This window comes from Klebsiella sp. CN_Kp097 (assembly GCF_040064495.1).
GTDB lineage: Bacteria > Pseudomonadota > Gammaproteobacteria > Enterobacterales > Enterobacteriaceae > Klebsiella > Klebsiella aerogenes.
The window spans coordinates 1-14,162 of sequence record NZ_JBEAIL010000026.1 but is presented as its reverse complement, the minus strand read 5'-3'; the positions used below and the strand labels follow the sequence as shown (position 1 = coordinate 14,162).

At 47.0% G+C, this 14,162-nt stretch carries 21 protein-coding genes; 2 read left to right on the top strand and 19 right to left on the bottom strand.

What is annotated here, in order from left to right; genetic code table 11:
- Window positions 1-3: 3 nt before the first annotated feature.
- The 17 genes from traW to traM form a co-directional block, all read right to left on the bottom strand.
- The gene (gene traW, locus ABLV07_RS20490; RefSeq protein ID WP_058344112.1) at window positions 4-633 is read right to left on the bottom strand and encodes a type-F conjugative transfer system protein TraW; all 630 of its coding nucleotides are present in this window, start codon (window positions 631-633) and stop codon (window positions 4-6) included.
- Window positions 630-1,007, bottom strand: coding sequence for a type-F conjugative transfer system protein TrbI (trbI, locus tag ABLV07_RS20485; RefSeq protein WP_348853721.1), 378 nt, complete (start codon window positions 1,005-1,007; stop codon window positions 630-632). Before trbI ends, traW begins: the two co-directional genes overlap by 4 nt.
- A complete protein-coding gene (gene traC, locus ABLV07_RS20480) occupies window positions 1,007-3,646 on the bottom strand; it encodes a type IV secretion system protein TraC (protein WP_348853720.1) in 2,640 nt (879 codons plus the stop codon). Before traC ends, trbI begins: the two co-directional genes overlap by 1 nt.
- 76 nt (window positions 3,647-3,722) lie before the next feature.
- Window positions 3,723-4,109: a hypothetical protein gene (locus ABLV07_RS20475; protein ID WP_348853719.1), complete on the bottom strand. Its 387-nt coding sequence runs from the start codon at window positions 4,107-4,109 to the stop codon at window positions 3,723-3,725.
- 1 nt (window position 4,110) lies between these two features.
- Window positions 4,111-4,509, bottom strand: coding sequence for a hypothetical protein (locus tag ABLV07_RS20470; protein ID WP_348853718.1), 399 nt, complete (start codon window positions 4,507-4,509; stop codon window positions 4,111-4,113).
- A 4-nt stretch (window positions 4,510-4,513) separates the two neighbouring features.
- Complete coding sequence (locus tag ABLV07_RS20465) at window positions 4,514-4,927, bottom strand: hypothetical protein (RefSeq protein WP_329503080.1); 414 nt, start codon at window positions 4,925-4,927, stop codon at window positions 4,514-4,516.
- A 113-nt stretch (window positions 4,928-5,040) separates the two neighbouring features.
- Window positions 5,041-5,610 carry a type IV conjugative transfer system lipoprotein TraV gene (gene traV / locus ABLV07_RS20460; protein ID WP_058344116.1) on the bottom strand — a complete coding sequence of 190 codons (570 nt, stop codon included), beginning with the start codon at window positions 5,608-5,610 and terminating at the stop codon, window positions 5,041-5,043.
- Window positions 5,611-5,628: 18 nt separating this feature from the next.
- The gene (locus ABLV07_RS20455; protein ID WP_329503081.1) at window positions 5,629-5,865 is read right to left on the bottom strand and encodes a hypothetical protein; all 237 of its coding nucleotides are present in this window, start codon (window positions 5,863-5,865) and stop codon (window positions 5,629-5,631) included.
- A complete protein-coding gene (traB, locus tag ABLV07_RS20450) occupies window positions 5,858-7,270 on the bottom strand; it encodes an F-type conjugal transfer pilus assembly protein TraB (RefSeq protein ID WP_348853717.1) in 1,413 nt (470 codons plus the stop codon). The genes ABLV07_RS20455 and traB overlap by 8 nt, the downstream gene beginning before the upstream one ends.
- Window positions 7,270-8,010: a type-F conjugative transfer system secretin TraK gene (gene traK / locus ABLV07_RS20445; RefSeq protein WP_206352972.1), complete on the bottom strand. Its 741-nt coding sequence runs from the start codon at window positions 8,008-8,010 to the stop codon at window positions 7,270-7,272. Before traK ends, traB begins: the two co-directional genes overlap by 1 nt.
- On the bottom strand, window positions 7,997-8,563 hold the full coding sequence (gene traE, locus ABLV07_RS20440) for a type IV conjugative transfer system protein TraE (protein ID WP_001568102.1): 567 nt from the start codon (window positions 8,561-8,563) through the stop codon (window positions 7,997-7,999). Before traE ends, traK begins: the two co-directional genes overlap by 14 nt.
- Window positions 8,564-8,581: 18 nt before the next feature.
- A complete protein-coding gene (gene traL, locus ABLV07_RS20435) occupies window positions 8,582-8,887 on the bottom strand; it encodes a type IV conjugative transfer system protein TraL (protein ID WP_024191986.1) in 306 nt (101 codons plus the stop codon).
- A gap of 13 nt (window positions 8,888-8,900) precedes the next feature.
- Window positions 8,901-9,269: a type IV conjugative transfer system pilin TraA gene (traA, locus tag ABLV07_RS20430; protein WP_046883992.1), complete on the bottom strand. Its 369-nt coding sequence runs from the start codon at window positions 9,267-9,269 to the stop codon at window positions 8,901-8,903.
- Between the two features lie 79 nt (window positions 9,270-9,348).
- Entirely contained in the window at window positions 9,349-9,717 is a 369-nt protein-coding gene (traA, locus tag ABLV07_RS20425) for a type IV conjugative transfer system pilin TraA (RefSeq protein WP_058344120.1), read from the bottom strand.
- A gap of 78 nt (window positions 9,718-9,795) precedes the next feature.
- Window positions 9,796-9,960, bottom strand: a complete 165-nt coding sequence (locus ABLV07_RS20420; protein ID WP_071594636.1) for a TraY domain-containing protein — start codon at window positions 9,958-9,960, stop codon at window positions 9,796-9,798.
- A 174-nt stretch (window positions 9,961-10,134) separates the two neighbouring features.
- The gene (locus ABLV07_RS20415; RefSeq protein ID WP_063862887.1) at window positions 10,135-10,824 is read right to left on the bottom strand and encodes a helix-turn-helix domain-containing protein; all 690 of its coding nucleotides are present in this window, start codon (window positions 10,822-10,824) and stop codon (window positions 10,135-10,137) included.
- 219 nt (window positions 10,825-11,043) lie between these two features.
- The gene (gene traM, locus ABLV07_RS20410) at window positions 11,044-11,430 is read right to left on the bottom strand and encodes a conjugal transfer relaxosome DNA-binding protein TraM (RefSeq protein WP_087858762.1); all 387 of its coding nucleotides are present in this window, start codon (window positions 11,428-11,430) and stop codon (window positions 11,044-11,046) included.
- A 422-nt stretch (window positions 11,431-11,852) separates the two neighbouring features.
- On the opposite strand from traM, the gene ABLV07_RS20405 reads away from it, so the two are divergent.
- A complete protein-coding gene (locus tag ABLV07_RS20405; protein WP_047047662.1) occupies window positions 11,853-12,338 on the top strand; it encodes a transglycosylase SLT domain-containing protein in 486 nt (161 codons plus the stop codon).
- Window positions 12,339-12,370: 32 nt separating this feature from the next.
- Here the strand turns inward: ABLV07_RS20405 and ABLV07_RS20400 are convergent, their stop codons facing one another.
- Together ABLV07_RS20400 and ABLV07_RS20395 are read right to left on the bottom strand one after the other, a co-directional pair.
- Entirely contained in the window at window positions 12,371-12,679 is a 309-nt protein-coding gene (locus tag ABLV07_RS20400) for a DUF5983 family protein (RefSeq protein ID WP_047047625.1), read from the bottom strand.
- A 65-nt stretch (window positions 12,680-12,744) separates the two neighbouring features.
- Entirely contained in the window at window positions 12,745-13,566 is an 822-nt protein-coding gene (locus tag ABLV07_RS20395; RefSeq protein ID WP_348853715.1) for a DUF932 domain-containing protein, read from the bottom strand.
- A 396-nt stretch (window positions 13,567-13,962) separates the two neighbouring features.
- On the opposite strand from ABLV07_RS20395, the gene ABLV07_RS20390 reads away from it, so the two are divergent.
- The gene (locus ABLV07_RS20390; RefSeq protein WP_255344245.1) at window positions 13,963-14,094 is read left to right on the top strand and encodes a hypothetical protein; all 132 of its coding nucleotides are present in this window, start codon (window positions 13,963-13,965) and stop codon (window positions 14,092-14,094) included.
- Window positions 14,095-14,162 lie beyond the last annotated feature (68 nt).

Below are 14,162 nucleotides of genomic sequence, written 5' to 3'. Positions count from 1 at the left end.
TCCTTATCGCGTGGGTGGAAAGTATTCGATGTTCAGCCGCTCTCCCGAGGGGGCCGGGGTGATCCGCGCGGGTACTGACGTCAGCCCAAAGCGCTGGCTCAACACGCCGTTCTGGTCGAAATAAATCCGGCTGTCGAGCGCCGCCGATGTATCGGGGATGCTGCCTTTAACGAGGATAATCTTGCTGATTAACGTCTCAGGTACCTGGCGTTTCATCCAGGCCACCTGGTCCGGATCATCACCGTCAATGAAGTAAAGCGTCTGCATAAAAGGAACGGTTTTAAGCGGATTAAGAACCTGGCCCTTCCGGGCGAACAGCACGCCGTTCTGGTCCTTCAGGTCTTCAGTTAATTTGATGCTGGGATCAAACCAGCGCTGCTCATATTTATCCGCTTTCTTTATCCCCTCGACGGGGGCCGGGCGCTGGCTGTTGGTCTTCACCCGCTCCTTAAAGGCCTCCATCTCCTGCCCCCACCGCCCGGACTTCTCCAGCGCTTCAAGTCGCTGGGTTATCAGCGATAACATATCCTGCTCTTGTATTGGCCACAGGTCGCCCCATGTACCCAGATCAGCTGCCCGGGTAAGCGGGGAGACCAGACATACTGCAAAGAGCGCCCCGCGGATCATTTTCATTCCCTGCCTCCCTGCATCCGCTTCGCAATATCACGCTGAATGCTGAGCGTGACGTCCGGCGCCCCATTAACCACAGCAGGAGAAACAAGGATCAGCACATGGTTTTTCTGTTGCCAGTCATCCAGACTTTTTTCCAGCGCCTCGTTAAAACGGTCCGACAGTGCCTTAGACTGGCTTTCCGTCAGTTGCTTACGGCTGACACTGTCCATGAAGTTATCGAGCGTTTTCTTCATATCAAACGCGACAACACGAGGCGTGCTGTGCGTTATCATGACCCGGGTCACCACGGCATTGGCGGCAAGAATGGTAATCGCCAGCCCACCAGTGATAAGGGCACGTCGGGTAAACAGACGATTTCTGATATTTTTTTCCATCAGGCAGCACTCCTTGTATTATTCATGGCCACCCGGGCCTCCAGGTCTGCCATTTCATCCGGGAAGTTACGGCAGGCCAGTTCGTACACGGCATCGTGAATACTCACCCCGGCGCGTTTTCGTTGTGTGATGTACTCAAAGTCAGCACCACTGGATGAATACATGGCGCGGCTGAGTGGATCGACAAACAACCGGTGCCACGATGAATGCGCCTCCACCGACAGCATGAAGGAGGAGAACCACTGGTCTTTAGCCGAACCAAAACGGTTAATCATGTCGCGCTGCAGCTGCGTGAACTGGTCGGGGTAAAGCTGGTTGTACTTGGCAAACTCTTTTGCTGACTGTTTAAGGATGATTTTGTATGAGGAGTTCCCCCAGGCAGCACGTGCGGCACTGGAAGCCGTATCTGAGTCAAAATCAACGATGTTCTGTGTGATAGTGATATACGAACCCAGGTGACGGCGTGCGGTACGGTAGCCCTTCTCGATAAAGGTACCGACCTTCTCATTTTTGAAGTCCAGCAGGCGCCAGCCTTCATCAATGACGTTCAGTTTTTTCAGGTTACGGGGTGTCTGGTACATGCGGTTCTCGATATAAATAATCAGCGAGAACATCACAGCAACCAGCAGAGATGGACGTGACTCCAGCCCCCCCAGCTCCAGCACAACCATACGGGCGTCATCATTGAGTGACGGTTCATCAGAGTTGAAGTAGCTGCCGTAAATCCCGTTCACCGTGTACTGGTCGAGCAGAATAATCATTTCGTCCAGACGGCTGCGGATCGTCGGTGAGTCTGCATAGGTTTCGCTGTCTTTGGCTTCCTGCAGGAAATCCACCACATCGTCAATCCGGGCTTTGTTATGCTTGGTCAGCCAGGCCGCTTTGACCGCCTGAAGCAGCAGGCCTTCATGGACTTCATCAAGATTCCCGTTGGGACTGGCCATTACGGAAAGCTGGTCACGGATACGCTCTGCAGATGCATCGAAGTTATTGTCATCGAGCACGTTCGCAAACGGGTTAAATTTCAGCGTATCGCCATCGAGATACACACCCCCCATGTTTTCGCACAGTGATTTGTAGCCATCCCCCATATCGAATACCCAGGAATAACCACCGGCATCAATGACGCTACGGATAAGCGGCTGTATCAGGCCCGTTTTCCCCGCACCGGAAGTCCCGCATACCGCCATGTTAAAGTTGGTGTTATTCATGCCGGTATAGAAGAGATCGATAAAGGCCAGTTGGTTACGATATGTCGGCGCCAGCAGGCCGGAAGGTGCCAGTGGGCTGTCGGCCACCACCGGCATCAGGTTCGCCACATTAAAGCTTTCAGCACGGCGAACTACCCCCGCCGCCTGCAGTTCCTTGAATATCCCCTCTCCCGCCTTAAAAGGCAGAATCGACAGGAAATTACGCATCTGCTGATAGCGAGCGGCGATGAGTTCAAAGCCCCCCTTACGGAAACTGTTCAGTATTTCCTGTTCAGTGGCCAGTGCCGCTTCTGGGTCGTTTTCGGTATAGGCAGTAACGTTGAAAAAATAGGACACCAGTGAAGAGGAATTGGAAGACAGTCGCTGGCGAATATCCCCCCACTCCTTAACTTCTTTCTCAACCGAGGGAAAATACTTCGCGTATGATGTTTTGCTCTTTTTCTCCAGGTCGAGAAACTTCAGGTTCGCTTCGTTCTGTGATTTAACCTGGTCTTCCACCATCAGGGTAAGCGTAATGACAAAGGGACAGGAAACAGACAATTCCGGGTTCAGCAGGTTGGCGTAGTTGTCTGCACTGGTCCACAAAAACGCAATTTCCGGATCGCGTGCAAGATGATAGTTAAGCACCCGTGTATGACGTTCCACCCCATTTTTGTCCAGCAAGCCAATGTTGAGATGATTCGCCATCACTTCCATATCAAAGCTGTCATCCACACACTGGTAATTCAGCTCCTGGTAAGGGTCCAGCTTTTTAGGCCTCCGGTACATCTCACCTGGATTTGGATTAATCAGTTCACTGATGATTTCCACAAGGCCGGGGGCATCCAGCGCTTTCGTTGGTATTTGCGCCCCCTGTAATGAGGCCCGGATTATCTTGACCTGGTTCTGGAGCTCGATGATTTGCGCATTCGAATTTTTCTTACGCGGCACGCTGCAGGAGATAAATACACGGTAGTTTCTGAGCGTCAGCGGTAAATCCATTCCAGGTGGCAGCGCAAAATGCTTCTCAGCTGCACGCACATAATAGGCTCGCGTAATGGCGTTAAACTTTTCTGCCTGAGGACCACTCCAGCTGAACTCACGGAGGCCATATTCGATATCATCGCCAACCAGCTTGCTGGAAACCAGATTAATGGTGACCGGAACATTACGCGGTAATTTCGTTCTCAGCAGGTTCTCAAGCGAACCTACAATATGCTCATTGGCGCCTGGTAGAGGCCTGGCTTCCAGAATAAAACCGACTGTCTTCTGGTTAATAAACAACCCTGTTTCACTGTCGTAATCCTTATATGGCAGAACGCGACTGAATTGAGGGAAATCCATACTGGCCAGTATATCATTTGCTTTTGCAGATTCATCAGGTAGCTTCAGCGCTGTGAGTAATGTATTAACTGCTTTGGCTACCGACTCAATAGGGTTCAGACTCACAGGTTAACTCCTTTTTGAGGAACAAAAATAGATTTTCATATTTTTTTGAGGGGGAAAAATTCAAGATGCACGACATTTATCTTTCCCGATAATAAAATAAAGTAAACGGCATAAAGAAAAGAATTATTTTTGCCGCCATCAACTGTGCAAATATCACCTCACCAATCACAATCTTTCCATTCCAGAGTGATACCAGAAGCGTGATAATGAGCAATGCACTATGAATAATCAGTGTTGATAAGATACCGAGACGAAGAACTTCATAATAACCCGTTACCGACACACACAAGAAATAATACACACCAAGGCTACATATAATAAAAACCAACTCGCGACGCAAAGCGGTATGAAACTCCTCTGTACTTTGATCTGGAGATTTAGTTAACAAATACCTTAAAGTGAGATAAACAAACCAGTACATTAGAGGATAAATTAGAAAGCCGTATCTTTTCAGGAAAGCCATTTTATTCTCCACCTTTTTTCTTTTGTAATAACTGCCACTGTTCAGTGTAGGTTTCATAGGCATTCACCGGAACATTAACAATAACACCCTCACACCTTAATTTATTGACGGCGTCATTCAAAAAACCGGTCTGCACATTTGCTTCAATAAGTGAGCACTCTGTTTTCCAGTGCCGGCCAGCATCGATCTCGCTGGCACTATAGGTTAACCTCACCATAACGAAACAGATTGCAATGCCAGTCAGCGCAGTGAACGCACCGGCCAGAAAAAGATTTCCCCTGAATTGATATTGTTCGGGAAGAATAAGTGCTAAGAACACCCCAATGATTCCTGCAACTAATATTACTAGATCAATGACTAAAACCCACCACACATCCATACCGTTTATGTAAGCATGCATACTCTTACTCCTTTTTATCAGAAAGGCTTTGAATGCCCTTATCCCGGTACTTAACCCCCAGATAGCGGGTAATGTCATCAGGGCAACGCCAGGCATCTTTTGCACTGGTAAATGGTGTTTCTGGTTGCGCGTTAAATGCCGATACTGTGCAGTGTTGTAATGTATATTCAGTATTTTGCTTATTGATTAATATTGCTTTGTACTTACTTTCTGGTTGGAGCAATGCGAGCGCTCCAACTGAAACTATCATAATAATCATTAACGACAGCAAGCGCTTCATTCTGTTTTTAATCCGCAATACACCCGGCAATAACAGTGCTGCAAGCCCCCCAAAAAGAGCAATACTCAAAATAATATATGATGAATCTTCTTTCATCAGTAAATACAGATACTTTATAAAATCAATATTTAACACCATGAACTGAAATCCCTGACATCACAAACACGCTACCGCCCATCCCTTTCAACGCAGAGGGCACTCGTTTTAATCCAGCAGTTACATTCCAGCAGCGCCAGTCATGGCGCTGGTAATTAATTAAGACGAGGTTGCCCCCAGGCTGATGGCGTCACCACAAATAACACTGTCGTTGGTTGATGATAAACATCATCGGAATCCACATAGGGAGCGATCCATAATGATGTTATCTGCTCACCTTTTCTTAATGGTCTCGGATATTGGCCCGGTACAGTTTGAGGCGATGTAAATGTTGATACTGTCACCGGACGCATAACCTGGGGTGTAACGGGTTGTATATACCGAGGCTTATTTACCGAACCCCTGTCATTTAATAATGACGGGGTACTTTTATTTACTACTACAGCCGCTGGGGCTTTCGCCTGTACTAAATCAGGTTGTGGCGGCAACGGGTATGAATTTACTGACGTTGTTCTGAAATTACCGTCAGCCAGTCGAGGCAACCCGGCCGCAACCGGCTTTGCCTCACTGCGTTCCTCTTTCGCCTTAGCTTTTTCATTGGCCTGCTCCATCGTCATACAGGTATCCGATGTTGTTGCGTTACATTGAAAATCAGTCTCCGTACCTGCGCACCCGGTTAAAAGCAATGCGCTGCCCAGAGGAATTAACAGAATTAATCCCTTCATAATATTCTCCGCCAGTTATTAGCTCTTTTTCAGGTTCATCCTGAATAGGGTGTTAGCTTTAATTTTCTGAGTAAATCTGTCTCTCTCTTCCGGACTCATGGCACCATAAACATTCTCCAGTTGGTTTGTATCTGACAAGGCAAATACCATCTTCGACATAATGGTTGTTTTGCCGGCCCCCGTATCTCCAACAGGAACGGTATGACCAGACGTATCCGGGAGCGGATTACTTTTCTCCATTTTCTGCCTAGCCATTGTTGTTCCCCTCTGACATGGCACCAGGTGAAAACTGGTGGGGATCTAATTTCCCGAGTTGTTTCAGCATCTGGTCAGTACTGAAGCCGTTCAGGGATACACCTGCCTGTTGAGGTTGTTGCGGCTGCTGTTCCTGATTTTGTTCCTGCTGCTTACCATTTTTCTCTGCATCCAGTTCTTCAATCGTTTTCAACTGGAAGCCATCCTGGAACACAACGGTCACCTCGTTACCGGCACCAATTGGAATGACAGGGTGATACTGTTCTGCACGTTTGATGTAATACTCACTTAGCGTCTGCGCAGCTTTGGATGCCCCTCCGCCAACGCCCATTTTGAGCACATCACCAGCACCCACTGATGCCGTCGCACCAATTCCAACAGATGGTTGTGCAGCACGTTCCATCCCCTGACCAATACCATCAACAAAACCAGCTCCCCACGCCCAGCCGAGGATTTTTCCGTTACGCATCACGACTTCGCCTTTCACACCGTTTTTCCCCATAAAGGAAACGTGGCCTGAAATTGGCTGATCGATAGTCTTATCACCTTTGATGCAGCTGATATTTCGGGTACGGACAATCGCGCGCTCACTTGAAACGTCACCATAAGCTTCGAGGCCAACAAAACAGCCAGTCAGGTCATAAGTTTTGCTGTTAGGCATTTCCACACGGCCGACCAGACGAACCTGCATCGGAACCGTAGATTCATTACCGGTGACAGAGGCATTCGCATCCGCCCCTTCAATCAGAATGCTTTTCGCAAAACTACCTGAAGGAATGTACGGCAGTGTTTTTGCCTTCTTACCTTTGTCATAACTGAATGTACGTCGTTGGATCTGGTTAGGGGCCGGTACAGATTGATAACTGACCTGTGGCGCCGGTGTAGTCCCGTTACCTGGATAGAATGACGTGGGTGGTGGGACAGCACCTGCAGGTTGCGGCGGGAAATTCGCCGGTTGCGGCTCACCCTCCGGTCCCGGTGCAGGGATCGGTGGTTTCGGAACAGGCTCACCACTGGTCGTGGTCGGCTTCACACCCAGCTTGTTTAACTGGTCCTGCATTGCCTGGTTTTCCGTAGTGAGTTGCTCAATACGCTTCTGATCCTCACCGCGACCTTTATTCAACAGGTTCACTTCGTTCTGAAGTGCATCAAAACGCTTTGTCAGATCCGCTGCTGTTGCCTGCATTTCAGTTGTCGCATGTTGCTGAACTTTGGTATCGAAACGACTGTCCACTACCCCCGTCATGTCCGGCGCAGGTTCGTTCTGCGTCTGGGCGGCATCATCGGAACCAACCTCGAGATCAGAGAGATACATACCGCCACCGATAACGGCGACAGCAGATACGGCGATGACACCCAGCCACATAAACTGTTTGTTCTTGACCAGCTTATTAATGTTGGCCATCAGCGATCTCCCTCTGCTGTGGTGACCCAGACCTGCAGGCGTCCGCCACTCAACAGGGGACCCGCTGTCCCACTGATCATGATGGCGCGCGTACCTGGCTGCCAGAAATCACTTTCTTTGACCATACGTGGAGAAAGCGACACGTTATCCACGGCATAACGAACCACTTTCAGGTGATGCCCTGTCCACACTTTTTCTGCCTTTGCACTCAGCCCTGCCGGAACGGTTAAGGTTTCCGACGTGACAGGAACGGGCTGGTACCCTTCAGGCATTCCACCCTGACGAACGGCACGATTCAGTGATACCAGGAGGCTTTCATACGGTGAAGACTCTTCCCAGGACTTCGCCGGGCCGGGAGTACCAGCCAGCTCGGAGACCAGCTGAATGGTCCGGCCTGCCCCCGCGCGCGGAACGGCACGAATTGAGAAATTCAGTCCGCGTTCTGTCTCAACAATGAAAGTGAATGGTTTTTTACTGACGGTTGCCAGGATGGCTCCGCCACTGTCTGTTTGCTCCTGGTTCGTCAGACCGCCATCCAGACTGTTAATGGCGGTGATGCGATCGCCCGGAACCATAAACAGATTAGGATCCGTGTTGCTGACAGCGATGTTTGCCTGACCACCATTTGTCAGTGGTACCACTGTGGGTGCAAGCGTTCCGTTTACCGTGGCAGACATTGCCGGTGTCATCAGACAAAGGCTCAGGCAGGCGGATACACACAGGGGTTTAACGATTTTCATCAGTCACCTCTCCAAAACGTGTCAGCCAGCTGATCCCATCTAAACGGTTAAACTGAATAACATAATGTTTAATTTCTGAATAAGGCCTGGAATCCCCGATCCAGGTCTTCAGTTCCCCTCGAATTTCAACACGGTTTTCTACCGGGTAGGCACGGACAAACGTCCAGTAAAAACTGGAATTAACGTTATTGTCCTTAATCCGTTTTGCATCCTCAGCAAGCTGAATTTTCAGGTTGTTCTGCGATGCCGGGTACACATACTTCAGCAGTTGTTCGTGTTGAGCATCCACGGTTTCAGGGGTGACATTCAGGCGCAATGAAACAAAACTCAGGCCCATCTGTTCCAGATAGGATGCATCAGACTGGTTCTGTGATACCGCGAAAGGGGCGTTATATAACATGGGCGTCACCGCAACCTTTTGCTCATTTTGCAGGCGGTAGTTATTGATGCCCTGAATAACATTGGTGGCCAGGCTCAGTACTGTGACGGTACCGAGACAGATAAACCCCAGACCAATGACACGGGTGGTACTGAGACGTGCGCCGTGTTCCATGTTAGTTACTCCGTACTATTATTTAATCCACTGCCGGAAACAGGAGTCCGGGACATCATGGAAAATCCCTTTAAGAAGGGACGTAGGCAGATACCAGTAAATCAAATCGCGTAACCAGGCACTGCCCCGCCCTTTTTTCAGTTTTTTGATGCCCAGGAAAACCAGAATTGCCGCTACCAGACCGAACAAAAACTTACTGGTCCAGAAACCCCAGCCGAGACAGATTACGGCCGGGATTAGTTCATCGAGATACAGACCGAACCAACGGGACTGGTTCGTCAATGTTTCCGGGAAACGGTACTTTTTGAGTTCGTCCCCGGTCATCATTCACGCCCTCTTAGTAACCAGCGACAGACATTCCGACGGTGACAAAAACCGACAGAATGGCGAAGCCGGCCAGGAACTTAACGTTTTTGGTCATCATGTACATGATGCCGCCAACGATAACTTCCGCCAGGATCACCCACTTGACGACACTTGACCCTTTACCAAAGGTGGCTTTAACCGTACCGTCGCCTGACTTCATCAGATCGGTACCGGTGGTGGTGGCCATCGCTACTTCAGGGAAAGCTGCCGCAAGAACAGCTACAGGGAGAACGGCTTTTGCCGCCTTCAGCATTTTGGTCTTGCTGAAGAGACGGGTACGCAGAGATGGCTTAACACCCTTACTCATTTCAGCACTCTGAATGGATAATGCTGTAGTCATGTAAAAATCCTTCTTTAATAACGAGTGGTATTACATCTGCCGGAGAACGACAGACAGGGGAAAATCTGCCGCAGGAAAATTAATATCCAGCAACAGACATGCCGACGGTAACGAATACCGACAGGATGGCAAAACCGGCCAGGAACTTAACGTTTTTGGTCATCATGTACATGATGCCGCCGACAATAACCTCAGCCAGAATCACCCATTTCACGACACTGGAACCTGAACCAAAAGTTGCTTTTACAGTGCCATCACCGGTCTTCATTAAATCCGTACCGGTAGTAGTGGCCAGTGCTGCTTGTGGGAATACAGCTGCCAGAACGGCAAGAGGCAAAATTCCTTTAGCAGCTTTCAGCACATTCTTTTTATTAAAGATGCGCGAAAGAATAGACTTTTTGTTTTCAACAGCTACAGAGCTACCCTGCACAGTTAATACAGTATTCATGTTTATACCCAATGAATAAAATGGATTTAAATATCAGACATAACCTGTTTAGAACAGTCCATTGATTTTAATAAAACTTTATTGTGCTTTTTTTCCCTCCACAGTTTCAGAATTATAGAAGTCTGGAAACCTCTCTAAATGGTCTCTAAGACGCATGTAAGCTTCTGCAGTCTTACTTCTTGAACTTCTGTCTTTTGCTTTTATTAAAAGACGATTTGTATCTTCATCAAGACGAAGAAGCACATGAAGCCCTGGTGCTGGTCTTGAGTTACTCCTAACCGCTCTTGCCAATCATGCCTCCCATAGAAATATTAATATCACGTAATAAATCTTTACATTACGAACTACTAAAGTAAACAAATAATGCAGGGAATGTGAGTAAATTATTTTTACATTCCCTTACCGGAAATGTCCCTGTCACTTTAACAAATCATTAACACAGAGCTTTAATATATCCATGATGTTCATTGCCAGCCTGTGATAACTTACAGAATAAAATAACGAGAGTATAAGGTTATCTCTGCTATCAAAAGCAAATTCTTTATTAAAATCGCTCACAACGTTTCTAGATGTTTTTTCGGATACGCCAGTGATAGCAGAAATTTTTGAATGTGTTAAACCTATGGCATACAAATTGAGTATTTTCCATTTATCATCCTTTCTTGAAGACAAACTGGAGATATACTTTTCAATTTTTCTCCCCACGTCTGCAAAGGGGTTAGAAATAAATCCAACATCGTAGGTTTCCCTGACAAAGACCCATTTACTGTAGAACTCATTATTAACTGACAGGCTTTCTATAAAAACATCCCATACGTAGCCATCGATGCGAACGTCTCTAACAATGCAAGCAGAACGTTCTGATAAAACATTAATCTCTGACTTTACCAACTCCATGCCTGTTTCAAGTGGAAGAGAGGAAAACCATGAGTCAACATTGGTACGTGTTAAGAAAACTTTGTCAAAAAGTGGGCTGGTGTGAATTAACTCACCACGGGCATTACGAATAAATGACAGGGAAGATGAAATGTTAAGCATCTCACCTAAAGAATGAATGGAATCCGTTTGACTGACAAACGCATTTTGACTACGATCCTTCGCACACATAGGCGCCTCCACTAAAGGACACTATGGATAGTTGGCGTCTGGGGGGGCAAACCCCAGGCGCTAACGCTTCAACAAATTTTAATCACTGCACTAATTCCATTTTATAACTCCTGACTCTTCGTGTCACTTCCAGCACCTAGATCATTATTCTTTTTTATTAACTTTAGACAGGCACAAACACTAAAGTTTATTAGTCTCTATACAGAGACTGGAAAAATCTTATTCCTCCTCATCCTGTGATGGGAAAAATCTTTCCACAACCTCTCTGGCATCGTCTCGTATATTCATAACCATTGATTTGAAATCAAAACGATCATCGCCCTTTATATGTGGGCTAAGTGAATCCATCGCCAGTACTTTCGAAATAGTAAACTGAGTTTTCATAACATTCTCAAGCAATACTTTATTGAACTCCGCCTGATTAAATCCGGACTCCTTCCGTTCCATCTGGGCTTCATAAACCCTGAGACCAAGTTCAAGGAGCATTGTGGCCACACTGGAAAAACTAATATCTTTTTCCTTCGCACCCTCAGTTCTTCTCTTTTCAACTATGGCATTGATTTTTTCGACTACCTCATCACTGGGATATGCCTGAACCCTAGCCATATGAACTCCTTTTTTAATATGGTGACAAGAACAATATTCGCCACAACGATATCGTGAACATTCAATTAAAACAACTCTAAACTTAAGTCTAGAGTTCAGGCAACTTGCAATACAACTCACTCAACAACTTAAGTCCCGACTTAAGTCTGGTTAACCCACTGATTTTTAATAGACGAGTTGTAGGCGAGTTTTATATGACTCATACAAAACTCACCGATAAGTCTTTGACGACTTGTATATATATAACAAAATATAACACTGCATAATATAACTAACCATAACAAACTGAAACTAAAGAACAATCTGCAAAATTTTAATTTTGCGTGGGGTGTGGTGATTTTGTGGTGAGGAGTGCATATTTGTTGAGTCTGGGCCTGGGATGGGTTAACGTATTTCCGGTAATTGGCCTCGGAGGGAAAATCATGAAGGGAATGGCGCTGGCGATCACACTTTTATTATTTTCGGATATTACTTCTGCTTCAGACTGTTTTGACATGGCTGGAAGGGATTACAAAATTGATCCTGATTTACTACGCGCAATTTCCTGGCAGGAGTCGCATTTCAAAATTGACGCGATCGGCCGCAATCCTGTCTCAGGTTATGGGTCAGGTCTTATGCAAATTGATTCACAACATTTCAACGAACTGTCGCGCTATGGAATTAAACCCGATCACCTTCTCACCGATGCATGCTTGAATATCTATACCGGGGCTTATTATCTTGCGCAGGCGTTCAATAAGTGGGGTGTTTCATGGGTAGCTGTGGGGGCTTACAATGCCGGGTTCAGAAAGACACCACGTCAGGCAGCCAGGCGCTATGAGTATGCAAAAAGGATCCACCGTTACTACTCAGCAATAAAAGCGAGTAAACAGCAAAGGGCTAATGAGCAGAAAACAGCGATGAACTAAAAAGCCTTCTCGCAAGAGAAGGCTTTTATTTTTCAAAAGTCTACAGATTCAATACCTGGGTAATAATCTGCATCACTGTCGAAATGGAAAAGAAGATACCCTCTTTCCTGATTCATCCGAATGAGATTTTTACGTAATAGTCTTGATACGCCACCTCTCTTTAGCGCCAGAATATGCCGTTTAAAATCATACATTCTGATTACACAACCATACGGTGTATCGTGAATCCACTCATTATAACTATCGTAAGAATGGTTATTAGATGAGAGCACCTGAAGTACCCTGATGTCACTTTCTTCCATATGACTAATACTGATACATACGCCGGAAAACTCGAACATATAGATTCTGCCTGTGTTACCAGATGAGATAACCCGGGTAAAACTTACCCGGGCCCTATTGCTATTTACCCTTTAAACGCCCTGAACTGTTCAGCAATCAGCCACAATGCTTTATTCAGTTTTACGTCTCCATCGATTCCTTGTACGGGTCGTGTTGTCGTTCTCTTCCCTTTCTGGGTGCGACCAGGCAATCCACCTTTTATCATATTTTCCTGAACACGTTGATATGTTGTCCAGATATCATCCTGTTTATCTTCATAACGACGCGGGTGAATGATTTGTTCAATACTCACAGGCGCTTTAGTTTCGTCATCATACTTATATGTCAGAGCAGCCTGGCCAAAAAGTCGTTGTTCTTCTTTTGTTAAGTTAATGGATTTCATCACATCAACACTTTCCGCGACTTTATCAAAAATACCAAGAACCTCATAAGCACCTTCGATAACCTGCCCGACAACGTCACCTTTATGAGGCACGCGGATTTCTCCGAAGGATGTTCCGCATACAAGACCATTGGTACACACAAAACGAAACATCCCAGGGATCATTTGGTAGCTTGATGACCCATCATGAGAGTTAAGCAGAATAATTTCGGGTACTTCTTTTCCTTTGCTTCCGCCTTCCCGGCGTAAACGTACCATGTGTTTTGTATGTCCCCGTTTATCCTCGTCCCTTACTCTTGACTGGCAAGCAAAGAACGGTTGAAAACCTTCATCCCTTAATTTATCCAGCAATGTGATTGTTGGGATATAGGTGTAACGTTCACTACGAGAGTTGTGTTTTGCTTCAGAAAAAATAGAAGGCACGACCTGGATCAGTTCATCATTTGTTAACGGACGTTCCTGGCGAATTGAATTAGTACGACCAAAACGAGAAGCCAAACGCATAATAATTTCCTTATCTATTTTCAGTTACTGTTTAATAAAAAAGCGCCAAAAAATAACTTCTGGTAATTGGCATTAACGATTTCCAGCTTTTAAAACCATCACCCGTTGAGTTGCCGGGGCCGCGGTTTTGACGTTTTGCGGGGACCTGCTGAACCTGCCCCCTGGTTGTTACCTTCACCCGTTTGAGAGCCGTTCGCCGCAAGGGCGTAAACGAGCACGGCCCGACGCAGATGTCCGGGGTGAGCGGGAAATTTTTTTCGGTCTAATGAAGCGCAGCGGAATGGCCGGGAAAAATTTATTGCGAAAGGCAGAGCCGTCCCTGGACAGCCAGGCGGGTTGTGCTTGTCTCAGCCCCGGCGAAAGGACTCAAATGGGTGATACGGCACCAGGGTGGATATGAGCAGGAACCCGCCGCAACGACGGAACGCGCGGGCGCGAAACGGCGTTGCCCTTCAGAGTGACGGCAGCTGTATCGCCGGCACGGTGAAAGCGGCGTGGCCGGAACGGCCGCAGCAAGCGCGCCGTTGACCTCAGCCATCAGACCCTAGCCGTATGGCCCGAAACCCGAAGGGGTTCGGCGGAGCCCGGCAGGTGCG